Here is a 23,411-nt window from a genome sequence, read left to right as displayed (position 1 = left end):
TTCATGATTACAACAGTTTTTGCAGGGGCTCCATTGTGGACCTTTGAACCACTGACAGATACCAAGATTAAAGTGCCTGCCAATGGCACAGCCATAGTGCAATATAGAGTGACCAATCAGTCCAGAAAAACACATACATTAACTATGCAGCCCATGCGAGGCATTAGGCAAATCACCTCAGGCCTCAATGTTTGCCGCAATCCATTTATTCTCAGGAGCAAGAATTCCTGCATTCTGTCGTTACAGATAAACGGCAGTCAGTTAAAAAGGCCGATAACAGATGGTCCTGTGGTTTGCCAACAAGGGAACCTGAATCAGTGTTATCGGCCAAGCGCTGCGAATACCTTAGACATTACCAAAGGACCTTTGGTTGATTATACCGTAGGGGGCTCTGTATTTGGTCTTTCAGGTACTTTGGTGCTGGAGAATAATGGTGATGACGCATTAACCATAAATGCCGATGGAACCTTTAGCTTTTCCCATCCCCTGCCACCAGGGAGCATTTATTTGGTTACCGTGCAAAGTCAACCTGCAAACCAAACCTGTACCGTAACCAATGGCAGTGGCACCATCACCAATGCCAACATCACCAATGTGACTGTGAACTGCTCTATCAACACCCGAACAGTAGGGGGTAGTGTTTCAGGGCTTGCAGCATCACAATCTGTTGTGCTGCAAAATAACGGCAGCGATAATTTGACGGTCAACAGCAACGGTTCCTTTACTTTTTCAACTCCCGTTGCTCAAGGTGCCACCTATAATGTGACGGTACTCACTCAACCCAGCACCCAAACTTGTACCGTGACCAATGGCAGTGGCACAGCTGGTGCCTCGAACATTACCAATGTGCAAGTAACCTGTGCAACCAACGCCTATACGGTAGGGGGTACTGTTTCGGGTTTATCTGGGACTGTCGTGTTGCAAAACAATGGTGGTGATAATTTGATGCTTAATAGCAATGGCTCATTTACCTTTAACACACCAGTAGCTCAAGGTGCGCCTTACAGTGTCACTGTATTCACTCAGCCGACAGGACAAACCTGCAGCGTAACTAATGGCAGCGGCACCATCGGTGGGACAAATGTCACCAATGTTGGCGTTAACTGTGTCACGAATACGACCACGCTGAGTGCAAGCGCAAGTCAATTGGCTTTAAGTGTCAAAGGACTTACTGAATTTGGCGTCGCTGGAACGCCTTCTTCTGGACTTGCTCGTGTGATTACCATTACCAACACAGGAAGTAATACTGCGGTTAATTTAGCAGTTACTCCGCCGACCTGGCCTACAGGAACTACAAACTCCACAACCTGTGGCAGCACGCTGGCGGCCTCGAGCAGCTGCACGATTACAATAACACCTGGCGCTACAGCCACCTCGGATGGCACCAATCCCTGTTCAAGTGGAACAGCTCCTGTTCCAGGAGGAGTTCAAGTGAGCGCTGACAATGCAACTACCGTGTCGAGCGATGTAGTCGTATTGGGTTATGGCTGTGTGTATCAAGGTGGATATGTGTATGCTTTTGATGACACAACACCCAATACCGGCAGCGTAGGCGGGAAAGTTGCTACAACATCCGACCAGGCAGACGCATTCCCCAATGGCATTGTTTGGAGCTCCAATGGAGGCACTGGTGGTGGAAGTGGGGGTTCTGACCTTGCTGATACAAGCTACGATACCCTTCCTGGAATTGATAATACATCCACGTCGGCAACAGGCTCGCCCACGTACGCCACATTTGCTTCATTTTTTTCAATCACCTACACCAATGCAAATCCGTTCACCTCCGCATCCTTTTCAATGTGCAATGGCGCATTAGACGGCTCTTGCAATACAGAGAACATTCTGACCTTTTATAATCAATTCATTACCAATAATACGCTGGCAAACGGAGGAACCGCTCCCTTTACGGCATCTACCGGACCAACCAACATCACTTACTATGCTGCAGGTTTATGCAAACAAACGATTGCCGGTTATTCCGATTGGTATCTGCCCGCGATTTGTGAGATGGGATATGGAAGCCTCGCTAGTGGTTGCGGCACTTCATCAACGCCGACGCTGCAAAACATACAATCCAGCTTGATTGATAGTAGTGGCCTTAGTTCTCCTGACGGCATCTACTGGAGTTCTAGCGAGAGCTCGGGATTACCAGGGAGGCGCGCGTGGTACCAAGCCTTTAGCTCTGGGGGCGGCTTTCAAGCCACACCCGAAAAGGGCAGCCAAAATGGAGTTAGGTGTTCTCGGGCTTTAACCCTTTAACCATTTACCCCTTTTCTTTTGACCTTTGCTTTGCAAGACCTGCGAAGCGGGTCATTAATTTCCAGGTTTTATTATGGCGTTGTATACAGAATTACCGGTTTATCGAGATACGTACCAATTGATTTCATGAGTTTTTGAAATCACCAAGGAGTTTAGCAAGGAATAATAAATACACGCTGGGCCAGGATATGAAGTTCAATCTTACTGCGATCTAGTGGATACGACTCTTTGAGATACCCTGCACATTCAAAGGCAAATCGAGCTTTATAGTCAAAGGCAGAATAAATTCTTTGCTGATTAATATAGCCCTCAATATATTGAAATAGGCTCAGCTTACCCTATTCCTTGGTTTGATAACTATAGTTGTTAATTAATTCCACCCTAAGTCTATTAAAAATGCTTTCAGTAATCGCATTAAACCAGGAGTTTTCATTTTCTTTCATTAAACTTAGAGTTCGCCTTCGGCTCACTCGATATCCTATTGCATTGAAAGCATTTATGTTGCGGCTTCCATAACAATACTGGCTCGCTTTTACCATCCAATAAGCTCCTGATTTTTAGCATATGGTTTAACTCTTTGATGTTGCTGATAACTGCAGTATTCGTGTAGGATTAATGCCCAGTAGCTCGCACATTATGCTAACTGGCCAGGTTTTCTTATTTTGGAGGAACAAACGAATATTTTTATTTCCTTTATTGAGCAAAGAAGATCGCCGCGTTTTTTAAGATTTCTGTGGTATGATTTTTCGACGCGGGTCAATAGCAGAATCGATAATTATCTAATCACACTTTAAGTGATATGGCTTTTCATAAAATACTACTGATGAATCTGACACAGTAGTTTTCTTTTCATCATCGTTTAAATGATGGAATTCATTTACTGAATTATCTTGCCATACTTGGACTAATGTTTCTTTCTTATCTGAATATATAGACAAACATAACTCTTTTAGATGGTTAACATAATCGCCAGTGCGCCAATCTTCAATAGAAATATTACGCTGGAAAGCATAAGGGAATGATGAATAAAAATCACCAAAAACTAAAATAGGAATAATTTTACCATTATTCTGCATCATTGCAGATATTTCATCTTGAATTACGTGAAAATTTTTATCTTCGTATTTTCTTTTCAAAGAAGGTGTTCCGATTAAAAGGATAAAGTCAGAATCTAGTATTTCTTTCAAATGACCTTGAATACGTGCTCCATGGGAGTTAGTAATAATATCTAGTTTTACAATTGCACCAGACATTTTTAGATGTTTAGCAAGATTTACTAAATATGGTTGTATCCAATACTCTGCATTATCATCTTTATATGGCCAAGCATAGGAAATAAAAATTTTTGGAGGAACAGAAAAACTCTCAGCAATAGTTAAAGATTTTATTTTACTCAAATTAGACAGTAAAATTTGGTTATTCCGTTTGTTCGCCAATATCTGTAATTGATTCTTGTATGGAAAATCATTGACTACTGATGAGCTCAAATTATTTTGTATTTTACCACTATAGAATCTATATAAATTTTTTAACAAACGGAGAAGATTATTAATTTCCATTTTTTCACAATCATTCAATTCTTCAACAAGAAACTCAACCTGTCTTAGACATTTTTTTAAATTCGATTTATGGAGTTTTTTATTCAAAAAAAAAGGACTTGATGGCATAAAAGCCTCATCATGAAGATCCCTAAGCTTCCTCAGAGAGACTAATATTAGTATTGAGTAGTCAGATTGCCTATGGCTTTGGATAATTCTATCCAAGTAATCTATAAGTAAACTAGCTTTTTTTTCTTTTACAAAAAAACCTGTCATAGAGCTCAAAAATAAATTTTGTTTTTGCTTAAGAATATATTATATGATTTCTGCCGAGACACAAGTAACTTCGACATGACAAAAAGATATCCAATGAAATAAATCTATGATTTAAAATGATTTTTTAACATGAATTGTGCGTTGTGTCTATGAAAATAGTCCAACAAACCCCTTTGCCAAGTTGGTAGGCAAAGGGTTGTAGGAACTTAACTTAGGATCCTCATGTATGGATTAATTTACAAAGTTGTTACTTCAACGCGTCCATTATCTTCGGATAGGTCTTTTTTGATGACGATATGCAATAAACCATCTTTTAATGTTGCTAATACATGTTGATTGGCAGTTACACTGGGGAGAGTAAATTGACGAAAGAAACCGGTTCGTGAGCGTTCGCTAAACCAGACATGATGTCTCTCTCGATCCTCACTGAAGTTTTCGCTGTTAGAATGCGAAGGATGACCTTTTACTGTTAAGGTGAGTCGATCGAACGTAATAAAAAGTCGGTCTGAAGAGCATCCGGGAACGTCCATGAAAAACTCATACGAGTCAGTTCCTTCCACAAAGTCTGTTCTTGGGGTTGTATAAGTGAACTGAAAGCGACTATTTAGCGGCCACATTCCAGCTGAAGACCAATCATTTGAAATTGGAAAACCAGAGCGTGTTGAGCCAGTTGATGATATTTGGGGTTCACTGCCGAAGAAAGAGGTCAATCCTAAATTTCTATAAAAAGGGTAAGAATCGCTTTGTAAATTAAACATGATGTATGTCCCTATAAATTAGTAATTAATTAGTAACAGCTTAGAAAGCATAGTCCGAAAAAGCTACGATGTAATTGGGTACAATTGCCCATTTGTTGTCAAGTTGTAATGGGTTATATATAAATTGTGCATTATAAGAAATATGGCGAAGTCGATTCTGGGTTTGTTAAAAGAATTTAAAATGAGGTTGTATTGGTTGTCTCATTTTTAAAAGAGTATGGGGGGGTCGTTTTTTGCCTTTAATTTCTAGTTATTCCAAATCAACTGCCGCTGACTGCGTACTATTTTCACATAATAAATTCGTTTTTACTTTGCAAGGAACGCATATGAAGTATCGTTTATTTCTTTCTATAGCAACAGCCAGTGTGTTGGGAAGCACAGCCTTTGCCGGCACCATGGGCCCTGTTTATCCCTCCAAAGACTGGACCTGGGTTGGTTCTGTGAGTGCGGGCCCCGTTTGGGCAAGAGGCGGTGAGACACAGACTTTTTATTTGGCGCCAGAGAGTGAAAAGACCTATGCGGCCAGAAAATCGACTAATGCCATTGCCTCGGGTGAACTGTTTGTTGGCCTACAAAAAGCATTGGCTTCTCAATGGCTGGGGCAACTGGGATTAGCAGCTGCAGCTACTGGCAATGCCAAACTTCAGGGTGTGATATGGGATGATGCCGACCCTCAATTTGATAATTACAGCTACCAATACAAAGTACGAAACACTCGCATAGCGCTAAAAGGCAAACTGTTGCTTGATAAAGGCTACTGGGTCATGCCCTGGGTGAGCGCAAGTCTTGGGGTGGGGTTTAACCGCGCTCATGATTTTACGAATGCGCCTTTGATTTTTGAAGCCTTACCCAATTCCAACTTTACAAGCCACACAAAAACCGCGTTCACCTATACGTTGGGTGCTGGGTTGCAAAAATCCATCAGCGAGCATTGGCAATTGGGGGTTGGTTATGAGTTTGCTGACTGGGGTAAAAGCGAACTGGGTCGCGCTTTAGGGCAGACCATGAATTCAGGGTTAGCCCTTAATCACCTCCACACCAATGGGGTGTTGTTTAATCTCACTTACATCGCATAAGGACAAAGGCCATGCTTCGATACAGCAACACAATTTTTTTGAAGAGAATACTGGCTTTCTTGTGGTTAGGATTCATGATTACAACAGTTTTTGCAGGGGCTCCATTGTGGACCTTTGAACCACTGACAGATACCAAGATTAAAGTGCCTGCCAATGGCACAGCCATAGTGCAATATAGAGTGACCAATCAGTCCAGAAAAACACATACATTAACTATGCAGCCCATGCGAGGCATTAGGCAAATCACCTCAGGCCTCAATGTTTGCCGCAATCCATTTATTCTCAGGAGCAAGAATTCCTGCATTCTGTCGTTACAGATAAACGGCAGTCAGTTAAAAAGGCCGATAACAGATGGTCCTGTGGTTTGCCAACAAGGGAACCTGAATCAGTGTTATCGGCCAAGTAGCACCAATATTTTGCGCATTACCCGTGGTCCCGTCACAGACGCTACGATTTCGGTAAACCCCTCTGCATTAAATTTTGTTGCTGGAAATAATGGAATGGTCACTGTAACTAACACTACGGGCTCGCCACAGCCGGCAAACAATGTCGTAGCAACCATTCCGGGCGGCAGCAGCATCAGCATGCAAAGCACGACCTGTGGTGCGAGTCTTGCAGTTGGAGCAAGCTGTACAATTACCTTTACTGCCCCAGCAGCGGAAGGCCCAACTAACATTGGCATCAGCGGCAGTAACACCAATACCGCGAGTGTTGCGGTGACTGTAACGTCCATACCGATAGCTACCATTAGTGTTAATCCGACTACACTGCTGTTTGCTGAAAATTCAACAGGCATTGTCACCGTGACTAATGATGTAGCCTCCCTAGTTCCAGCAGAGAATGTCGTAGCAACCATTCCGGGCGGCAGCAGCATCAGCGTGCAAAGCACGACCTGTGGTGCGAGTCTTGCAGTTGGAGCAAGCTGTACAATTACCTTTACTGCCCCAGCAGCGGAAGGCCCAACTAACATTGACATCAGCGGCAGTAACACCAATACCGCGAGTGTTGCGGTGACTGTCACGTCCATACCGATAGCTACCATTAGTGTTAATCCGACTACACTGCTGTTTGCTGAAAATTCAACAGGCATTGTCACCGTGACTAATGATGTAGCCTCCCTAGTTCCAGCAGAGAATGTCGTAGCAACTATTCCGGGGGGCAGCAGTATCAGCGTGCAAAGCACGACCTGTGGTGCGAGTCTTGCAATTGGAGCAAGCTGCACGATTACCTTTGCTTCAAGCATACAAGAAGGACCAACGACTATTCTCATCACCGGGGATAATACCAACACGGTGAGTGTCGATGTGATGGTGACCAGTCAGCCACAGATAAGCATCACAAACCCTGTACAGCAAAACCGGGTCGTTACGGTATCTTCAATAACACCGTTGTCATTAGAAATCACTAACGATGCGGGCAGTGTCATGAATGCGAATGCAATTACAGTCAGCAATAAGGCAGACTGCCCTAATCTATCTTTTGACGACAGCAATTGCACCAGTGTGGCCCCTGGGGGCAGTTGCATGTTGGAACTGACTTCCAACTCCCCTTATGCACCGTGCACGATTACCGTCAGCGGCAACAACACTGCCAACAGCCCCACGACCTTAATTGCTTTCTCTTATCTTGGAGGATTGGTGTTTCAAGAAAACGCGGGCAGTGGAAAGGTCGTTATTGATGTCGCGCAAGGTTTTATCAGCGAATGGACAGCTGTTCCTTCAAATATAGCCGGCGCGACAAGCCTGGATGATGGCTTTGTGAATACTAATGCTATTGCCGTTGATGCCGCTTGTTTAATGCAACTACTGATTGTGCGGCCCTAAGGTGCCGAGCCATCCATTCAGACTGGTATCTTCCTGCGAGAAATGAGCTTTCCACAGTTCTTAGCGTATTGTGTTCCAATCGCACAACTCCTTGTAACTTTGGCGGATTTTCGTCCCCGCCCTACTACTGGAGTTCGTCGCAGGGCCTCGACGTCGCCGCTTGGGCCGTGGGCGCCCCCCTGGGTGACCTTGGTTTGGGTAGTAAGATCGGCGTTCAACGTGTTCGGTGTGTCCGGACTTTTACCTCTTAGTCGCTTTATCCCTTTTCTTTAGAGGCAGCAAAGCTGCCTCATGTTTTAAAAAAGAATGATTTGGATTTTTATTGATCGACCATAGCCTATATGAACTTATCTGTTTTCGCTAGTTTCCAGCTATTAGAAAATAAAGCATGGCATACGTATATCCGGCTATTCATGAGCGCCTCATTTAAAATGCAATCGAGCCTTGATGATATTCGCACTCAGTCTCCTTATCGCTCCGACGAACACTTGATCCAATCGAGACCTCAGGTATTTACAAAGTAGTTTTTACCATTTTTCCATAAATTATTACTTGCAAAACTAGGGTAAGTTCTTTTTCATTTTTTTATAAATGCTTTTTATAATCTGCGATTTTGACTGTTTTTAAAAAAGCAAACGTAGTGCAAAGCGCCTGTTTATCTTAAATAATCGCGTATCGGATTTGCCAATGCTGTTCTATCTTGCACTAAGCTCTCTCGATAACGATGAAAAATTTGTATTCTTGTTGTTTAATTGTTTTTATTACAAGGATGTGATCTCGCATTAATGTAAGAATATTTCTGAGCACTCTCTTCTTATGGTCAATTTAAAATCACATAGATTTTTCTATTTTCAATTAATTCACGTATAATTCACTTTTTAAATTACCCCAAGCTGATAGAGTTAAGGTGAAAGTATGCAATCCAAATTCGAGAAGTTTAATGAATTATCACCAGAACTTAAAATTGAAACCGCTCAAAATTTATCAAACCGTGATTTAGTAAACTTCGCTCGGACATCAAAATATCATTTGGCTTTGTTTAAGCCGGTGATTGATATTCGTAAATTATTGCATCATGTGATACGCGGGGAACATGATGTTGTTAAAGTTATGTTAAAGCAGGACATAAATTTAATTTTTAAAAGGGGCATCGTTACGGATTGTTCTGGCAGAGAGTTTGAGAACATAAGTGGCTTTGAATACGCACTGTGGGCCCTAGATAAACACATGTGGGTAGCAATGATTGAGTGCATCCCAAGTAATGAAGAAGGCAAAAAGGTATTTGCACAATTGATTGCTCAATACCACAAAGTCAACACCATTGGTGTCACTTATAGGCTTAATAGAAAAAAAACAATCACTGAAAAGCATTTTGATTTCGAAAATACCCTCATTAAAGAGCTGCAAACGCAAGTAGATTCAATCAACGCGCCAGGAGCTAAAAATTGGCAGGTCATAGATAAGCAGTGGCGAGAAGGTGTTGGTGGCGCACAAAAAAGACTACCTATGCATATTGTTGATGAATACTGCTCTAGTGAGCCGTTTTATCCTGTGCCTAAGTTTACCTCACAGCCAAAATCATCGAAACAATTCTATAATTGGACTGCCGAGACTACAAAGTATGAAAATTGGTTTAGTGTTGATTCTAAGTTGTCGGTTGATTTTGCAATATATAAGGTCGTGGGGGAGCGGGGTGCTGGGGGTGCGGGGCGCGCCCCGCTTGCTGTTCGCACCAATTTGGATGCCGTGAGGGTATTATGTAAAGTAAGAACAGACGATTTTATCGAGCTCAAATCGCAACTTGAAGACCAGATGACGCCAGATAATCATCATCAAGTGTCTCAGATTTGACCGAATTGACAGCATGTCGATAAAGAAGCTCGTCGTCGTAAGCCGCCACATGCTCATCCCAGCATGAAATTGTCTCTACCCCCCAGTTTGGATTCGTTTTTCTCAGCTTAATCCTCGTTAGAACATTTACAATAGCCTGTGTCATTGTGTGTTATCTAAAGGTTGCGTCTTTGGATATTGGATGCCTAAAAAATGGAAACTCTTATCAATTGAACCAATACGAGTTTTTTTACCGGATAAGCGCAGGCGACTTTCCTGTAATACCTGCATGAGACACTGTTTACAGGGATCGAGACTGCGTTGGTTTGGCATAGGATTAAGAGTATAATCCTGAGACCGAAAGTAAGCTACATCCATTTCATTCGTTAAGTTAGATCCCAGCGTTTCATACTTTATTTCTATCCTTGCTTCATCCAAGAATCCATTTATCTGTTTATTCATGGAACACCCCATAGCGAGAACTCTAACTTGGTTACCCAATCAGCTGTTATATTATCGCGATTTTAAAACGGATTTGTAGTAATTGATATGACTGAAGTGATGGCTGTAAATGGTGATGAATTAGTGTTGAAAGTATGGGGTTAAACTTGATGGTTCCATGCTGAATGGGGAGGCCATTCAATCCGCAGTCAATGAGGTGGGTAGTTTTGCAACAGCGGAGGCATTAAGGTGGTTTGATACAACTGGGACAGCTATTCAAATAGGCAATGTTCTGATGGACGAGCAAGGGGAATGTCGGAAAATATTATGAGACACCTTATGGTGCCGTTCATTTGAGCGTTACGTTTATCAAACCTCATCTGGAGGAAAAAACTACTGTCCTCTAGATGAACGTGCGCGAACTATCATTAGCTCAACGTGATGCTTAGCCAAGCAAGTTCTAGTAAATACGGACAACTCAGTGCACAAGAGGTCATAGATGATTTTAAAACCAATCATGGCCGTCCAGTAGCCCGTTCTTTTCTACAAAATATTGTGGATGTGGTGGGCTCGATTGCTCAGGCTGTAGAGGCGGACTGGATGTATGAAACCCCTAAAATTGAGGACGTCGTTAGCACGATATCTGTGAGTCTTGATGGTACTTGTGTGCTCATGGTCAATGAAGTTTGGCGAGAAGCCAAGACAGGAACAATTACCTTGTATAATAAGATTGGAGAGCGGCTACACACTATTTATTTAGGGCAGCCATCGCAATATGGCAAGGCGAACTTTTTGGAGCGTCTTGAGCGAGAGGTGTAGTGCATTAAATCACAATACCCTAATGCAACCTATGTAGGTATTGCTCATGGTGCACGAGTGAATTGCGATTTTTTAGAGCGCCATACCCAATATCAAGTGCTCGATTTTTTTCATGCAAATGAATATCTTGCAGAAGCTTCTCATGCCATGCAACCAATCCATACTTCACTGCGGAAAATTTTCGCTCGATTTAGCCTGCCACCGATTAAAACACGAGTTTAATGCAGCCTCACAATTACTTAGTGAAATGCGCAACATGCTGCCCAAGAGACAAAAACAGGGGCTTGTTGACAAACTAAAAAGTGCAATTATCTATTTTAAAAATCAAAGGCAACGAATGGATTATAACTTTTATCAAACGAACAATTTGCCTTCGGCTAGGGGGTTACCGAAGCGACTTGCAAGACTCTTATTAAACAACGTCTCTGCGAATCAGGAATGAACCGGAAAATCAGGGTATTCCAATGGTTCTGCATTTAAGAGCGTTGACATCAACCAAAGGTCGGTGGGAACAATTTGGGAGCGTATTAATCAAGCAGGTTCAATCGGTCTGGCAGAAATTTGCTAGTTATTTATAAGAAAAAAACAGTACATTAATTCGAGGTCATACCCTATTGGAACAGTTGGCATAGTATCCTGTGGGGAAGTATAATTTGAAAAACTTAGATCTGAAAATGACTATAAAAACTGTAAAATATAATGAAATTGAGTACATGTCATGTTTTGTCTTTATTGATTTTTTGGCCCACTGCCTATGTTTAAGTTTTCTATCAGAGAGAAAATTAGTTCTTGCTTATTTTTTAGCCCCGTTTTAGAACGAAGCAATTCAAAATGACGTTGAACAGTTTTATAAGAGATGTTCAATACTCTTGCTATTTCTTTTGATGTGAGACCTTGCAGTGATAAATATAAAATATCGTTTTGACGCGGAGTTAATTTTATTCTTGATTGATTTTTAGAACACATTTTGAGTTTATGTTGGGCTCTTAAAAAAGCTAATATTTCTTCAAAGTATTTATTTGTTTCTGCAAATAAATAAAGATCATCTGATGTTTCATTGAGAAAGACCTGACCAGGCCTTTGAAAGTTATGTGCTTTTAAATTATTAATTAACAGCTCATTTTTTTTGTAAATATCAAGAGAAAATTGTTCAAAAAAATCCAAGTTATTCACCATAGTATCTACAAGTAATTTGCTTTTTTTAGATCCGGAAAAAAAATAAAACTCCGTCTGGTCTTCCTTTCTTACACAAAAGGTCATCCCAATAGCACTATCATAATTCATAAGTCCATGTTGAAAAACAGGTTTATCTGAGTTTTTAGGCCATATATTATACCCTGTTGTAAATTGCTGAGGGCACCTTTCGTAATTACTACTTTTAAATAAATCAAGCTCATAATAATCGATAATCCATTGAGGGATATTAGATAAATTGACCTGCGCTCCACTATCATAATTAATCAACAGACTAAACATATGTATGCCCAAATAAGATAAAGGCTGACAAGCAGGCATTATATATTCAGAGAAGTTTTTAAATTCTTGAATGATTTTATCTTTTTTCATAGAGTAAATATACTTAAAATAAAGAAGTAATTTATATGAAAAAACAATTCTATTAAAGTGATTTATAATTAAATTTCTCTGTATTACTTGGTTTCTTTAATTTTGTCTTTTTAAAGTTGAAGAAGTTCACTTCAGATTTTTCAAAAATTAAATGAATTGAACCCAGGAAATGATTACTTATAATTTTGATTGTGGGGATTTTGTGGGGATCAGTACAGTGTGGTTATGCACTGTACTGCAATTGTAGTGGGTGGCGACAGTTAATTATATAATAAATTCAATAAGTTAATTTACAATTACTGGGCTTCGAACCAAGGTGTCGGGGCTTCGAGTCCCTCCGAGCGCGCCATTTAAATCAGCTACTTAGCTATTTATTGTGTTGTAAAAAATCGTTTACTGCCCCGGATTTGTCATAACGTTTGCTGCTTATTCTTAATAAGCCCTGCGCACAATGAGTTAGGTGAGTATAACGCAACCCCTTTTCTAAGGCGCTAATAAATTTTTTTTATCGATTTGAGAGGCAGACTTATTTATTTCATAACTGTTTTTCTAAAATTTCTTAGTTATTTCAAAACCCACTTTATTTGATAAGCACAACAAAGTCGGAACTGGAAACACGCAGGCTTTGATTAAAAAATACCCATATAGTATAATTAACGTGCAAGTCTTGATTAAGGGAGTGATCATGAAAAAACTAATAATTGCAGTATTAGTGTTTGTACCTACATTGTTTTTAAGTGGCTGTTATGTCACTACAGCTTCTTCTTCGGGGCCTTATTATTCCACTTATTACCCTAGTAGTTACTATTATCCTAGTAGATATTATTATCAGCCTCGTTACTACCCCAATCGTTTTTTCTATTCTGGCTGGCGCGGTGGTTGGGGAGGTTGGGGTGGCTGGGGCTTTCGTAGAGGTTGGGGCCGCTGGTGATAAAAAGCAGATTCCGCTCTTTTATAAGAAATGACAATTTTTATGGCTACAATAGGTTGGGCGAAAAACCCCCAACCTAATGTTTCACAATGAATGCTTTGGAAATCCAGGCAATGTTGTCCTTAATGTATCCTGTCCAAGCTGGAGTCTACAGTATTATCCATCCGTCCTTATATTTATCCCACGTTGGTCTTTTATGAGCCCTTCCATAACCTTATATAAACGATTATCATAAAACGTGACATCGCAATTTATTGATTTATAACTAATTAATATTGAAAAATTGGCTTCGAACCAGGGTTGGAATTGTGATATAGATACGCTCCAAAGAGCTCTGCAGGGAAAGATCCACAAAACTCAAACCGGGCAAAGAAAAATAAAAGGCAAAAAAACGCTTGAAATTTTACTTTGATCGGGTATCATTCCAGCCTCTTTAGGGCCGTTAGCTCAGTCGGTAGAGCAGGAGGCTTTTAACCTCTGTGTCATAGGTTCGAATCCTATACGGCCCACCATTCTCCCTAGTGCTGGTCTATAAGATTAGACACCTTTAGCGCCAACTTTAATCCCCTGCTATTTTTATCACAAAAAACCAAATAGATTCTTTATGTTTTGGTGTCTAGTAATAATTTGTCGAAGTGAACCCGGATTCCGGTCTTGCAGGTAGTCGAGGGTACTTTATAAATTGAGTTGTTCATGAGTGTCATTGTTAATTATTTATTGGACAATAATAAGTGGAGGTAGGGCACAAAAACCGGAGGCATTATGCAAGAATATTATAAAGTGAAAGCGCTAGATAGTTTTAATGATAAAATTACAAAGCAAAATGCTGAGATTGAGCTAAAAGACAAGCCCTTAGGAGCTTATTTAATAAGAGAGTCTTCCCTGAACCTAAAAAAACAAGGAGATGACAAAGGTTATTATTTTGCAATTAGTTTTGTTGACAAGGCTCAAAAGGTTAATCACCGACTGATATACGTTCCTCATGATGAACAGGCCCTCACCCATTCAGCTCTCTTCAGGCCAGTTCCAATAGTAGATTCGTGCGCAGTTGTAGTAGTTAATATCAACGAATATTTAAAAGAAAATAGTCATCAATTTAAAACACCGCTAGTGACTGATCCATAAAAAATAGCAAGGCTTAAAGAAGAGCAGAAATCAGAAGTGCGTTCCAAATCTCAAATGGAAGAAAACAAAGTGATATTAAACATGGAAACCTTAAAACATGTATTTCATGCGCTAAGTTGGAATCCAAAAGAATGGACGACTAAAACAGCTCAAATTTTATCACCAGCATATTTTCCGAAGGATCCAATCAATGCGTCTACAGCGATAGAAAAGCTTAAAAATAAACTTTCCAGCATTGGAATAAATGCGAGGGAGGACATGATGTTTTTGGTTGACTCTTCAAGTGAGCTTGGAAAAGAAAAAATCGCTGTGAATATTAAACAATTTAACAATGCTCTGAATCCAGAGAAACTTGAAAAGCTAATACTCTTCCTGGAAAAAATAAAAAAAGATTGGGATGAACTTCCAACTAAGTACAAAGACAATCGCACTGACTGTCATCTAGGAAAAGCAAGCGAAAAAGCTTTAGAGTGTATTGAATCAGATACAAACCAAGACAATAAAACTTATGTATATTGGTCTAGTTAAATAGCCTACGTGAAACGAGGTTCCGGTCTTCCAGATTTGCTCCAAGCTATATTTGCTGGGCTTTTTAGCCTAGCAATTCTTGCCGCAAATTAAGAGACAAGCGCTATTGAAAATCAAAGAGTTAGCCCCACTTAAGCTTTCTCCTCATGGTTGTTGGTAAGAGATTTATCCTGCCAACGCTATGAATAAAGTGAATATTATGGAATAATTATTAACCAATCTAAGTAATTTTAGTCTACTTGTATGAAAATAAAAGCAATTTTTTTAATGGTCTCTATTTTTCTTCCTGTCGCTTTATTCGCCAGTAGTGCGACTTGTCCTTTATCAAGCGGAATCAATGTACACACTCAAAAGCGAATTTTAAATATTTGTAACCATGGTACTGTCGTTAAGACCTTTAAAGTCGCTCTCGGATTCAAGGGTGTTGGTAAAAAACGAGCGGGTGATAATAAAACTCCAATTGGTTTATATGGATTAGCGTATCCCAGAAAATCCAATCAATTTAAAGTCTTTATTCCAATTCTTTATCCGACTTCAAAACAAAGAGCTGCAGGTTATACCGGTAGAGATGTAGGGATTCATGGTCCAACTCAATCTGCTCATGTGTTTAGTTGGTTAAGCAACTTACCAGGCTCTACGCGTGGATGCATTGCTGTTGGCAAAAATAACTATATCGAGTATGTGGCTAATTGGGTAAAGGCCAATCCCAGGGCGGCTAAGGTTTTAATTATTTAAGGATGAAGTTTAATCGCATAGCGCTTCATACAGAAAGCAATCTCACCAGGCGAGTATAGTTTATTAGTGCAACATGACTAGATCTCGCCAATTCATACCCTTATCCTTAACGCTTATAAGCTAAGTAAGGAATACGATATGAATAAAGACAATTGTCCAATTATGGCAACAAATGCGCCAGCACGCACAAAACCTTCTGTTTATCCAGAACCCTTTCCTTCGATGATGACTGGTCGAGAAAAACATCCGCTAGGTGATCTTTTTGGAATAAAAAAATTTGGTATAAGCTTAGCTCGACTTTTGCCAGGTGCTCAATCTAGCTTGCTTCACCGGCATTCTTTACAAGAAGAATTTATTTTTATTCTGGAGGGACATCCCACGTTGGTAACCGATATGGATGAGATTCAATTACAGCCAGGAATGTGTGCTGGATTTACGCCAGATGGTTTAGCCCATCAATTAGTCAATCGAACATCAGCCTCTGTTGTTTATTTGGAAATTGGCGATCGGACTGAAGGAGATAGGGTGAGTTATCCGAATAATGATTTAGTGGCAAGTTTTGACATTAATGGGGAATGGCGTTCACCCATAAAAATGGTGAACCCTATGGAGAATTTTTAGATAATCTTGATGATGATTAAATCTTGTTTGGTAGAAGTATTTGCAAAGAAATCATATTACCAATTTAAGCTGGCTTTATACCCAAGTCTGACTCTTGCTTTTCAATTGGATTTTGCAATTGTTTTTTAAGGATTATCAAATCTTTTGTACGCCTTTTTCTTAAGGTGCGTAAAGCCTCTAATTCATTTTCTGCTGTTCTTTTAGAAATAATTGGGTATGCCACAGCACCCAGCGGCGTTCCTCCTACTATCGCGAAAGAAAGACCTAACTGAGATGAAAACCAATGTTCAAATTTTTCTGATATAGAATTATAAAATCTCAGAGTGCGCTTGAATTGTTCTTTTTTAAAGGATGAAGTGGATTGAAAGGGTTCTTCAGAATTGCAAAAATGTTGAGCTACATGAGCAGGTACTAGTCGTTGTGCTTGGCCTATTAAACTACAGGTTTTTACATCTTTATTTTTATCGGCGATGTATTTCAGTAGTGCCCAAATAACATCAAAATCATATTCGGTCTCATAATAAGTGTTACCGGCTAACTCATAAGTGACGCCATCGACTTCCACTGCTTCAAATTGCTTATCCAATTGCAATCGAATCTTTTCTCCTTGTGCATTTTGGGGTAAAGATTGAAGCATCATGGGAGCCATATAACGAACATCGAGAGCCCACAAAGTGTATTGCCAAAGGGAGAGGTTATGAAAACTTCTGCCGGAAAGGTCATTTATTGTGTTTATTTTTTCAATCATCCACTGAGGATAATGTTGAAGTATTTTTTGGGCCTTATCCTGGTTACCGCTAACCACAGCATTAATTAATTGTTGCATGAACCACTGCTCATTATAATTGTTATAAAAGAACCGACAGCTAAGATTGAAGTTTCGTTGCGCGATGGGCTCATCGTCTAGAGCTTTAACAATAATATTCATTGTTTCATTAGGTAAATTATCAAAGAAGTTGTTATCTTCCGGTTCTGTTTTAGTTTTCATTTGATTCAGAATGGTAGTTAATTGGTCATTTGCAAATAATAAAAATTTGACCATTCTTAGTAAAATCGATTGTTTATATAGACGGTATAAAAACTTGATATGGTTTTGTAACGAGATTATTTCAAATCCTATTTCTGTTTAAATAGAATCTTTGAGAATTTTTTAAATGAAACGGAAATAAAAATGATAAAGTATATGGTTACTGCCATTTTGGCTTGTGCCAGCACGTTTGTTTTTGCTAATCACGCGGCTATTGAGGGAAATTATGCCTGTAAAGGTGTTCAAATGGATGGAAAAACCCCATTTACATGTAATGAAACTATCAAAAAAACAGGCAATACCTATGCGCTTACTGCCACTTGTAGTGACGGAACCTCTTATTCTGGCACTGGTATTTACCAATCTCAGAACCATTCGTTATCGCTAGCTTTCAAAAATGACAAACAAGCTGACGAAATTGGTGTTTCGGTTAAAAAGATAGATAAAAAAGGCAATCTTATTGGCCAATGGACTAATCTCGTAAATCGACTATTGGTCAGACTATTTGCACTAAACAAAAGACTGCATAAAAAAATGTAGATTGGGTCGTCTGATTTAACCTACAAAGCCTGTAGCCTGGTTGACGCAAAGCGACAACCGGGTTTTGGTACGCGTTCAATTAACAATCTAGGCGACTAGACGCATTAAGTAAGTAGAAGTACAGTATTTCTACGAGTAATAAGGGAATATTAAGATGCCACCACAAGAATGGCCAGCTAATAACTATGCGATTGGTTCATATATTCAAGCAAGTATTGCAGATAATTATTTAAAATATTTGGAAATTAAACCCACAGATTCTGTTTTAGATATTGGATGTGGCAACGGGGCATTCAGCCTAAAGATTCTAGATAAAATCCCGCACGGTCATTTTTTAGGGATAGATGCTTCAGAGAGTATGTTGGCATTAGCGAAACAAGAATTTGCTGTTTATCCAAATGCTAAATTGCAACAAGCAGACGTATTGACCATGCCATTTACCAATCAATTTGACTATATCGTTTCATTTTGGTGTTTACAATGGTGTGCATTTGCTATAGAAGAAGCGTTCCTCAATATTCATAGAGCTTTGAAAACTGGTGGCAAAGTATTCGCTCTTTTTCCTTCGGGTGATGATCCTTTTATTACAAGCTATTATCGCTTACAAGAGTCTGGGAGATTTCCCTGCCTCAACAATTTTAAACCACCAGTTGATTACCGATATTTCCAAAACCTGGAACACAAAATACAGGTGCTTCCCTTTAAACACCTCAAATTTGAGCGGCTAAATCACGAAATTCTTTTACCTTCTTTGGATATTTTTCGTAAATTTGTTAACGGTATTGCTTTTTTTCAAGGCCAAATATCGCATGATGACATCAATACTCTCAATGAGGCCTTGGTAAATACCTACGAAAAAGAATGCAAAGAAAAATTTTCTGGTGAGTATTGGTTTAACCTATCTATCCATTTGATACGAGCCGAAAAATAATTTTTAGTGTTTTATTGGGCATGCTTCAATTGTTTTGCTCTTGGCGTCAATATTCCAAGAATTAAGGCGCATATAATCAGTGCAGGTACATCACCCAGAAGATGGCCTATATGCTTAGGGTAGTAAATTGCTTGAACAGCCATAATGCCACCGTGAACGATACTTGACCAAACTGTAAACCAAATAAGGCTAAGATGCTCTAAAGGATTTCGGGCTGCCAGGATTAAAAATACCCCTAAGGTTGCATAAATTCCGAGTATCATCTGCAAATAGAGTGAATTACCAATTAAGTGCCACGCCCATCCTGCTGGCCAATAAACTGTTAAGGGATAAATTCCAAAAATAAATACCAAACCGATAAGAATCAAGGCAGGTTTTAAAATCCTAACTCGTTGTTCCAGCTTCATATTTCTCTCCATGAAATAATTGATATTACATTATATTCAATCACCAACGAATACAAGTACGTACCCGTTTGGTTGTAGTTAGGATTACAGTAAGCTAATAATGAATTGCTGGAAATGTTTCAATGGCATTGCTTAACGCTTCTCCGTGAGAGCGATATTTCCATTCAGTTCTGAAGATTGCTGATAATATATTTGCGGTAGCTTGCAAGAATTTCTCGCCAATAGAGCGATGTTCTACAGGAGGTCTTTATTCTCTATCGTTAACACTTTCATAGTTTTGATACGAGTAATCTCAATGGATTCCATCCGGTTGAAAGGTGGCGCGCATAACCGTAACGCCTTCAGGATTCACCACTTTAATTTGAGTTTTGGCTAGTTCACGAAGCTCATCAGGAGTGCTTAGATTCTTTACTCCCATGCCAGTCATAAGAGAATCCTTTTTAGTTGACTTAGCTTAATTTTAATTAAGTTATATTTATCATTAGGTGTGTCAATGAACATGTCTTGTGCCTTAAGTGAACAGCTTATCCAGTCGTTCTTGTAGTAAATTTTTGTATTTTTGTTTCATTTCTTTTGATAGGAAACTGTTATCTATGGATAAATACCAGGAAGGAGTTATTTGTAAAAAATTATCGATCATCTCATCTATAATTTTCTGATTTAATTTTAATCGCTCAACAGCAAAGTAAGTGAGAAAGTCTTTTTTAGTAAGATTATTTTTCTTTCCTTTCAAAGGCAATGCCAATTCTTCCTTAGGATTGGTCATAGCGATGGTTGTATTAAGTAAATCATAAGCAGGCGATAAATAGTTTTTTTGATTTTTTGTAATGATAGAAAAATTTTTCAAATGCATGTCTTCATTACCAACCAAATAATTAAATAAAGTCAATTTAAATAGTTTAATCAGTTCTATTTTGGGAAAAGTGCAATACTGATTGATGATATCAGCGACCTACTCCATTGAGCGATTATATCTTGTGGCATTACAAAACTAATCCGGCATATCCTTCAATTGCTAGACGTTTAGGTTCTTTCGATTTTGAACCGCCCGAGATGTTTTTCCCAACCGTGCAAGCATTCAATAGAGCACGTAAGGCAACAACTTACCGTTTATCAAAAGAGCTATTTTTCTTTACACCTGATCAAAAGAACTCACCCCGAATTTTGGCTGGCATTGCAGTGAACGAAGAGCCAGAGGAAGTGAGTTGTATCAAGAATCAATAGAATAGTATAGAGGATGTCTACAACTCAATGATATTGAGTTAGGTTTGACAGCTGTCATAGGCTATGCCAGTCTTATTTTAAGTAAGTGTTACACAGTTTATTAAGACTAATTCAAGGAAGATTTCTATGACAACTGTTCATGCTTATGCAACCCAGGAAAAATCCGGTCAACTTTTACCTTTTGATTATACCTTAGGAGAAATTAGTCCAGAACAGGTGGATATAAAGGTAGAGTCGTGTGGTATTTGTCATTCAGATCTCTCTATGATAAACAATGAATGGGGTTTTAGTAGGTATCCTTTTGTACCTGGGCATGAAGTCGTGGGTACTGTCATGGCTAAAGGGGAATATGTTAATACCTTAAAGATTGGCCAACGAGTGGGTCTTGGATGGTTTAGCGGAAGTTGTATGTATTGCCATAGCTGTCTTCGCGGTGACCATAATCTTTGCAGTACAGCAGAACAAACTATTGTAGGGAGACATGGGGGATTTGCAAATATTGTACGTTGCAATGCTTTATGGGCTATGGCATTACCTGATGAATTGAATGCCAAGAATGCAGGTCCTCTGCTATGCGGGGGAATTACAGTTTTTAATCCAATTGTCCAATTTGATATTCGCCCAACCCAACGGGTAGGTGTGATTGGTATTGGTGGCCTTGGTCATATGGCACTGCAATTTCTTAATAAATGGGGTTGTGAAGTGACTGCGTTTTCTTCTTCAGCCTCCAAAGAAGCGGAAGCTAAGCAAATGGGTGCGCATTATGTTGTCAATACCAATGACAATAAAGCCCTACAAAAATTAACGGGTAGGTTTGATTTAATACTCAACACCGCGAATGCAAATCTTGATTGGCCGACTTATGCCAATGCGCTCGCTCCTCGCGGACGATTGCATACAGTGGGTGCTGTTCCTGATCCAATTGCTGTCCCACCGTTTTCACTAATATTTGGTCAACGCAGTTTATCAGGTTCACCCCTTGGAAGCCCTGCAACTATTCAGGATATGCTTGAATTTTGTGTGCGACATAATATTCAGCCGCTGACAGAACATTTTGCAATGAAGGATGTTAATAAAGCACTTGAGCACTTACGGGCAGGCAAGGCGCGTTATCGGATTGTTCTGGATAATTAGAATCGCCAAGCATAAAGTGAATCCACACATAAGGCCTGTGTGGATTCATGCTATAAATAATAATTATAAGTAAGTACTATCACTATGATTAATAAAGATAAATGGGAAAAACTGACGGATTTAATGGCGAAACTGGGTATTAATGAGGTTGATTTAACTGAAAAATTTATTATTGGAAGCGGCAAAGGTGGACAGAAGTTGCATAAAACTGCATCAACGGTTTATTTGAAACATACACCCTCTGGTATGGAAATAAAGTGTCAGGAATCCAGAAGTCGGGAAGATAATCGATATTTTGCAAGGGAACGACTGTGCGAGAAACTGCATTCTCTCTTGAGTGATGAGCAATCAAAAGAACAGCAAAAGCTTGAAAAAATTAAACGCCAAAAGAAAAGACGTTCAAGACGAGCCAAGCAGAAGATTTTGGATGAAAAATCTAAACAAGGTGCTGTTAAGATTTTAAGAAAAAAACCTACTCTTGGTGAATGAGATTAATGGCCTATTACTGGATTTTTAGTTGGATACTGCTTTATCCCTGCGGGGAAGCCAGTAGTGAGTCCCGGAATTTCAATCTTAGTGATGTCCCAATTTTTGTTAAGCATTTCTCCAGCAACCCAAAATCCTACCGTGTTAGAAAGCATTTCTTTAGGGGAAAGCAAAGAATATTTGAGACGAACTAAAAAATCGTTGATATCTGACGCTTTGCTATATCCATAATCACCTGGAATAGTAGGGCGCTCAGGCAGGTAAATTGTTTCCAAATTAGTAAACACGTCTTTAGATATTTTGCTACGGTTGTAAGCGCCTCCCCAAACCGCATAAGCATAATACTGATAACTCGTTTCTGACAGAAGGGCTTTACCGATATCAGACTGCACCTTGGCATAGGGAGCGATTAAAATTCTGTTATCAGGAGTTCGATGATTGGATAATGCTTGTAAAAAAGAAATCATCCAGTTAGTACCTTGGGTTAGACCCGCAGAGACGTTACTACCCGCCACATTGTGCACGACTATCATCGCATGGGGCCAATCAAGATGGAGCTTATCAATTTCATCATGAATCTCACTCATGCTTTGAATTACTGTTAGCATGAATGTCGCCACCATGACTGAGTCGTAAGGGATAGAGTAGTCTTTATTGCCATTTAAAAAATTCTGTTGCACAGTATTTAAATCAAAGGGTGCGCCTTTCTGTACGGATAAAATGTAATTACTTGACATTGACATGGCATAATCAACCATGGCTCTTATCTGTTGTTTATGAGGTTGCCAAGCCTTAATATTTGCTCTATCAAGCCAATTATCTTCAGTTTTTCCGTTTAAGTGCTTTACTTGTTTAATATCATTAAGCAGATTGGCCATCGCAACTTTCCACGAAGAATCACCATTTTGCTTTATCTTGGCAAGATAGGATAACGCCGGACCTACATGAGAGACCGCAGTCATTTCAAAAAAACCTGAAGAACGATTTGTTCGCAGGAGTTTAGCGTACACCAATTTTCTATTTTGATCGTAGATATACATCGAGGAATCAAGAAGTAATATTAAAGGACCATTATAAATGTCGTCCGAGGGCTTTGTTTGTTCTGACTTAATCAGATAGTCAGGGATAGTGAGTTTGCTTTTTGGAAAGTCTGCTTCGTCTTTACCAGTAAAGTCAAAATAGAGATTCATAAATTGCTGTGGGGTGGTATACGATGTGTTCTCGGCCCAATTAGTGCTAGAGGCAAAGAGAAGAAATAGCAAGGTAATGATATGAATGGAATAATGATTTTTCATCGGATTCCGTGTCGTGAAATGGTGGTAAAGACATTTCAAAT

General features: G+C 39.5%; 24 protein-coding genes, 1 tRNA gene and 1 pseudogene. 17 read left to right on the top strand and 9 right to left on the bottom strand.

Annotated elements, in window-relative coordinates:
• Positions 1 to 3: 3 nt before the first annotated feature.
• Positions 4 to 2,259, top strand: a complete 2,256-nt coding sequence (locus LHA_RS16190) for a DUF1566 domain-containing protein (protein WP_052673715.1) — start codon at positions 4 to 6, stop codon at positions 2,257 to 2,259.
• 779 nt (positions 2,260 to 3,038) lie between these two features.
• Here the strand turns inward: LHA_RS16190 and LHA_RS12060 are convergent.
• Together LHA_RS12060 and LHA_RS12055 are read right to left on the bottom strand one after the other, a co-directional pair.
• A complete protein-coding gene (locus LHA_RS12060; protein WP_045106767.1) occupies positions 3,039 to 4,073 on the bottom strand; it encodes a TIR domain-containing protein in 1,035 nt (344 codons plus the stop codon).
• Between the two features lie 236 nt (positions 4,074 to 4,309).
• Complete coding sequence (locus tag LHA_RS12055; protein WP_045106766.1) at positions 4,310 to 4,831, bottom strand: Hsp20/alpha crystallin family protein; 522 nt, start codon at positions 4,829 to 4,831, stop codon at positions 4,310 to 4,312.
• 326 nt (positions 4,832 to 5,157) lie between these two features.
• Between LHA_RS12055 and LHA_RS12050 the strand changes: the two genes are divergently transcribed.
• The 4 genes from LHA_RS12050 (at position 5,158) to LHA_RS12040 (ending at position 9,581) form a co-directional block, all read left to right on the top strand.
• Positions 5,158 to 5,907: an outer membrane protein gene (locus LHA_RS12050; protein ID WP_045106765.1), complete on the top strand. Its 750-nt coding sequence runs from the start codon at positions 5,158 to 5,160 to the stop codon at positions 5,905 to 5,907.
• 74 nt (positions 5,908 to 5,981) lie between these two features.
• Positions 5,982 to 7,730, top strand: coding sequence for a COG1361 family protein (locus LHA_RS16185; RefSeq protein WP_052673714.1), 1,749 nt, complete (start codon positions 5,982 to 5,984; stop codon positions 7,728 to 7,730).
• Positions 7,697 to 7,981 (top strand): Lcl domain-containing protein, encoded by a 285-nt coding sequence (locus tag LHA_RS17365; protein ID WP_231861912.1) that lies wholly within the window; start codon positions 7,697 to 7,699, stop codon positions 7,979 to 7,981. Before LHA_RS16185 ends, LHA_RS17365 begins: the two co-directional genes overlap by 34 nt.
• A gap of 664 nt (positions 7,982 to 8,645) precedes the next feature.
• Complete coding sequence (locus LHA_RS12040) at positions 8,646 to 9,581, top strand: hypothetical protein (RefSeq protein ID WP_045106764.1); 936 nt, start codon at positions 8,646 to 8,648, stop codon at positions 9,579 to 9,581.
• A 141-nt stretch (positions 9,582 to 9,722) separates the two neighbouring features.
• On the opposite strand, the gene LHA_RS12035 is transcribed toward LHA_RS12040, so the two are convergent.
• On the bottom strand, positions 9,723 to 10,022 hold the full coding sequence (locus LHA_RS12035) for a hypothetical protein (RefSeq protein ID WP_045106763.1): 300 nt from the start codon (positions 10,020 to 10,022) through the stop codon (positions 9,723 to 9,725).
• Between the two features lie 87 nt (positions 10,023 to 10,109).
• Here LHA_RS12035 and LHA_RS16635 point away from each other — a divergent pair.
• A pseudogene (locus LHA_RS16635) lies at positions 10,110 to 11,388 on the top strand (ISKra4 family transposase).
• Between the two features lie 161 nt (positions 11,389 to 11,549).
• Here LHA_RS16635 and LHA_RS16180 read toward each other — a convergent pair.
• On the bottom strand, positions 11,550 to 12,386 hold the full coding sequence (locus LHA_RS16180; protein WP_052673713.1) for a helix-turn-helix transcriptional regulator: 837 nt from the start codon (positions 12,384 to 12,386) through the stop codon (positions 11,550 to 11,552).
• A gap of 685 nt (positions 12,387 to 13,071) precedes the next feature.
• On the opposite strand from LHA_RS16180, the gene LHA_RS12015 reads away from it, so the two are divergent.
• The 6 genes from LHA_RS12015 (at position 13,072) to LHA_RS11990 (ending at position 16,326) form a co-directional block, all read left to right on the top strand.
• Positions 13,072 to 13,317, top strand: a complete 246-nt coding sequence (locus tag LHA_RS12015) for a hypothetical protein (protein WP_082060346.1) — start codon at positions 13,072 to 13,074, stop codon at positions 13,315 to 13,317.
• Positions 13,318 to 13,753: 436 nt separating this feature from the next.
• Positions 13,754 to 13,829: transfer RNA gene (locus tag LHA_RS12010), tRNA-Lys, on the top strand.
• A 250-nt stretch (positions 13,830 to 14,079) separates the two neighbouring features.
• On the top strand, positions 14,080 to 14,442 hold the full coding sequence (locus LHA_RS12005) for an SH2 domain-containing protein (protein ID WP_045106761.1): 363 nt from the start codon (positions 14,080 to 14,082) through the stop codon (positions 14,440 to 14,442).
• Between the two features lie 81 nt (positions 14,443 to 14,523).
• The gene (locus LHA_RS12000; RefSeq protein WP_156413543.1) at positions 14,524 to 14,970 is read left to right on the top strand and encodes a hypothetical protein; all 447 of its coding nucleotides are present in this window, start codon (positions 14,524 to 14,526) and stop codon (positions 14,968 to 14,970) included.
• Positions 14,971 to 15,213: 243 nt separating this feature from the next.
• The gene (locus LHA_RS11995) at positions 15,214 to 15,705 is read left to right on the top strand and encodes a L,D-transpeptidase family protein (protein WP_045106759.1); all 492 of its coding nucleotides are present in this window, start codon (positions 15,214 to 15,216) and stop codon (positions 15,703 to 15,705) included.
• Positions 15,706 to 15,843: 138 nt separating this feature from the next.
• A complete protein-coding gene (locus LHA_RS11990) occupies positions 15,844 to 16,326 on the top strand; it encodes a cupin domain-containing protein (protein WP_269447699.1) in 483 nt (160 codons plus the stop codon).
• Between the two features lie 64 nt (positions 16,327 to 16,390).
• On the opposite strand, the gene LHA_RS11985 is transcribed toward LHA_RS11990, so the two are convergent.
• The gene (locus LHA_RS11985) at positions 16,391 to 17,314 is read right to left on the bottom strand and encodes a hypothetical protein (protein ID WP_147292358.1); all 924 of its coding nucleotides are present in this window, start codon (positions 17,312 to 17,314) and stop codon (positions 16,391 to 16,393) included.
• Positions 17,315 to 17,497: 183 nt separating this feature from the next.
• Between LHA_RS11985 and LHA_RS11980 the strand changes: the two genes are divergently transcribed.
• Together LHA_RS11980 and LHA_RS11975 are read left to right on the top strand one after the other, a co-directional pair.
• Positions 17,498 to 17,893 (top strand): hypothetical protein, encoded by a 396-nt coding sequence (locus tag LHA_RS11980; RefSeq protein WP_147292357.1) that lies wholly within the window; start codon positions 17,498 to 17,500, stop codon positions 17,891 to 17,893.
• Between the two features lie 154 nt (positions 17,894 to 18,047).
• Entirely contained in the window at positions 18,048 to 18,824 is a 777-nt protein-coding gene (locus LHA_RS11975; RefSeq protein WP_045106756.1) for a class I SAM-dependent methyltransferase, read from the top strand.
• Between the two features lie 11 nt (positions 18,825 to 18,835).
• Here LHA_RS11975 and LHA_RS11970 read toward each other — a convergent pair whose 3' ends face one another.
• The 3 genes from LHA_RS11970 to LHA_RS11965 form a co-directional block, all read right to left on the bottom strand.
• Complete coding sequence (locus tag LHA_RS11970; protein ID WP_045106755.1) at positions 18,836 to 19,231, bottom strand: DUF6632 domain-containing protein; 396 nt, start codon at positions 19,229 to 19,231, stop codon at positions 18,836 to 18,838.
• A 292-nt stretch (positions 19,232 to 19,523) separates the two neighbouring features.
• Positions 19,524 to 19,658 (bottom strand): cupin domain-containing protein, encoded by a 135-nt coding sequence (locus LHA_RS17535; protein WP_256597167.1) that lies wholly within the window; start codon positions 19,656 to 19,658, stop codon positions 19,524 to 19,526.
• Positions 19,659 to 19,742: 84 nt separating this feature from the next.
• A complete protein-coding gene (locus LHA_RS11965) occupies positions 19,743 to 20,171 on the bottom strand; it encodes a HipA domain-containing protein (RefSeq protein ID WP_269447710.1) in 429 nt (142 codons plus the stop codon).
• Positions 20,172 to 20,191: 20 nt separating this feature from the next.
• Between LHA_RS11965 and LHA_RS11960 the strand changes: the two genes are divergently transcribed.
• From LHA_RS11960 to LHA_RS11950, 3 genes are all read left to right on the top strand, one after another.
• Positions 20,192 to 20,455, top strand: a complete 264-nt coding sequence (locus tag LHA_RS11960) for a hypothetical protein (RefSeq protein ID WP_156413544.1) — start codon at positions 20,192 to 20,194, stop codon at positions 20,453 to 20,455.
• 126 nt (positions 20,456 to 20,581) lie between these two features.
• Positions 20,582 to 21,589: an NADPH-dependent aldehyde reductase Ahr gene (ahr, locus tag LHA_RS11955; protein ID WP_045106753.1), complete on the top strand. Its 1,008-nt coding sequence runs from the start codon at positions 20,582 to 20,584 to the stop codon at positions 21,587 to 21,589.
• Between the two features lie 84 nt (positions 21,590 to 21,673).
• The gene (locus tag LHA_RS11950; protein WP_045106752.1) at positions 21,674 to 22,078 is read left to right on the top strand and encodes a peptide chain release factor family protein; all 405 of its coding nucleotides are present in this window, start codon (positions 21,674 to 21,676) and stop codon (positions 22,076 to 22,078) included.
• A gap of 2 nt (positions 22,079 to 22,080) precedes the next feature.
• Here the strand turns inward: LHA_RS11950 and LHA_RS11945 are convergent, their stop codons facing one another.
• Positions 22,081 to 23,370: a DUF5624 domain-containing protein gene (locus LHA_RS11945; protein ID WP_045106751.1), complete on the bottom strand. Its 1,290-nt coding sequence runs from the start codon at positions 23,368 to 23,370 to the stop codon at positions 22,081 to 22,083.
• Positions 23,371 to 23,411 lie beyond the last annotated feature (41 nt).

This window comes from Legionella hackeliae (assembly GCF_000953655.1).
Classification (GTDB): Bacteria; Pseudomonadota; Gammaproteobacteria; order Legionellales; family Legionellaceae; genus Tatlockia; species Tatlockia hackeliae.
This window is presented reverse-complemented; position numbering and strand designations above follow the sequence as displayed.

What these genes read in the sequence shown, in the direction of transcription:
- LHA_RS16190 (WP_052673715.1), top strand. Translation starts at nt 4, where the DNA reads ATGATTACAACAGTTTTTGCAGGGGCTCCATTGTGGACCTTTGAACCA.
- LHA_RS12060 (WP_045106767.1), bottom strand. Translation starts at nt 4,073, where the DNA reads ATGACAGGTTTTTTTGTAAAAGAAAAAAAAGCTAGTTTACTTATAGAT.
- LHA_RS12055 (WP_045106766.1), bottom strand. Translation starts at nt 4,831, where the DNA reads ATGTTTAATTTACAAAGCGATTCTTACCCTTTTTATAGAAATTTAGGA.
- LHA_RS12050 (WP_045106765.1), top strand. Translation starts at nt 5,158, where the DNA reads ATGAAGTATCGTTTATTTCTTTCTATAGCAACAGCCAGTGTGTTGGGA.
- LHA_RS16185 (WP_052673714.1), top strand. Translation starts at nt 5,982, where the DNA reads ATGATTACAACAGTTTTTGCAGGGGCTCCATTGTGGACCTTTGAACCA.
- LHA_RS12040 (WP_045106764.1), top strand. Translation starts at nt 8,646, where the DNA reads ATGCAATCCAAATTCGAGAAGTTTAATGAATTATCACCAGAACTTAAA.
- LHA_RS12035 (WP_045106763.1), bottom strand. Translation starts at nt 10,022, where the DNA reads ATGAATAAACAGATAAATGGATTCTTGGATGAAGCAAGGATAGAAATA.
- LHA_RS16180 (WP_052673713.1), bottom strand. Translation starts at nt 12,386, where the DNA reads ATGAAAAAAGATAAAATCATTCAAGAATTTAAAAACTTCTCTGAATAT.
- LHA_RS12015 (WP_082060346.1), top strand. Translation starts at nt 13,072, where the DNA reads ATGAAAAAACTAATAATTGCAGTATTAGTGTTTGTACCTACATTGTTT.
- LHA_RS12005 (WP_045106761.1), top strand. Translation starts at nt 14,080, where the DNA reads ATGCAAGAATATTATAAAGTGAAAGCGCTAGATAGTTTTAATGATAAA.
- LHA_RS12000 (WP_156413543.1), top strand. Translation starts at nt 14,524, where the DNA reads ATGGAAACCTTAAAACATGTATTTCATGCGCTAAGTTGGAATCCAAAA.
- LHA_RS11995 (WP_045106759.1), top strand. Translation starts at nt 15,214, where the DNA reads ATGAAAATAAAAGCAATTTTTTTAATGGTCTCTATTTTTCTTCCTGTC.
- LHA_RS11990 (WP_269447699.1), top strand. Translation starts at nt 15,844, where the DNA reads ATGAATAAAGACAATTGTCCAATTATGGCAACAAATGCGCCAGCACGC.
- LHA_RS11985 (WP_147292358.1), bottom strand. Translation starts at nt 17,314, where the DNA reads ATGAAAACTAAAACAGAACCGGAAGATAACAACTTCTTTGATAATTTA.
- LHA_RS11980 (WP_147292357.1), top strand. Translation starts at nt 17,498, where the DNA reads ATGATAAAGTATATGGTTACTGCCATTTTGGCTTGTGCCAGCACGTTT.
- LHA_RS11975 (WP_045106756.1), top strand. Translation starts at nt 18,048, where the DNA reads ATGCCACCACAAGAATGGCCAGCTAATAACTATGCGATTGGTTCATAT.
- LHA_RS11970 (WP_045106755.1), bottom strand. Translation starts at nt 19,231, where the DNA reads ATGAAGCTGGAACAACGAGTTAGGATTTTAAAACCTGCCTTGATTCTT.
- LHA_RS17535 (WP_256597167.1), bottom strand. Translation starts at nt 19,658, where the DNA reads ATGACTGGCATGGGAGTAAAGAATCTAAGCACTCCTGATGAGCTTCGT.
- ahr (WP_045106753.1), top strand. Translation starts at nt 20,582, where the DNA reads ATGACAACTGTTCATGCTTATGCAACCCAGGAAAAATCCGGTCAACTT.
- LHA_RS11950 (WP_045106752.1), top strand. Translation starts at nt 21,674, where the DNA reads ATGATTAATAAAGATAAATGGGAAAAACTGACGGATTTAATGGCGAAA.
- LHA_RS11945 (WP_045106751.1), bottom strand. Translation starts at nt 23,370, where the DNA reads ATGAAAAATCATTATTCCATTCATATCATTACCTTGCTATTTCTTCTC.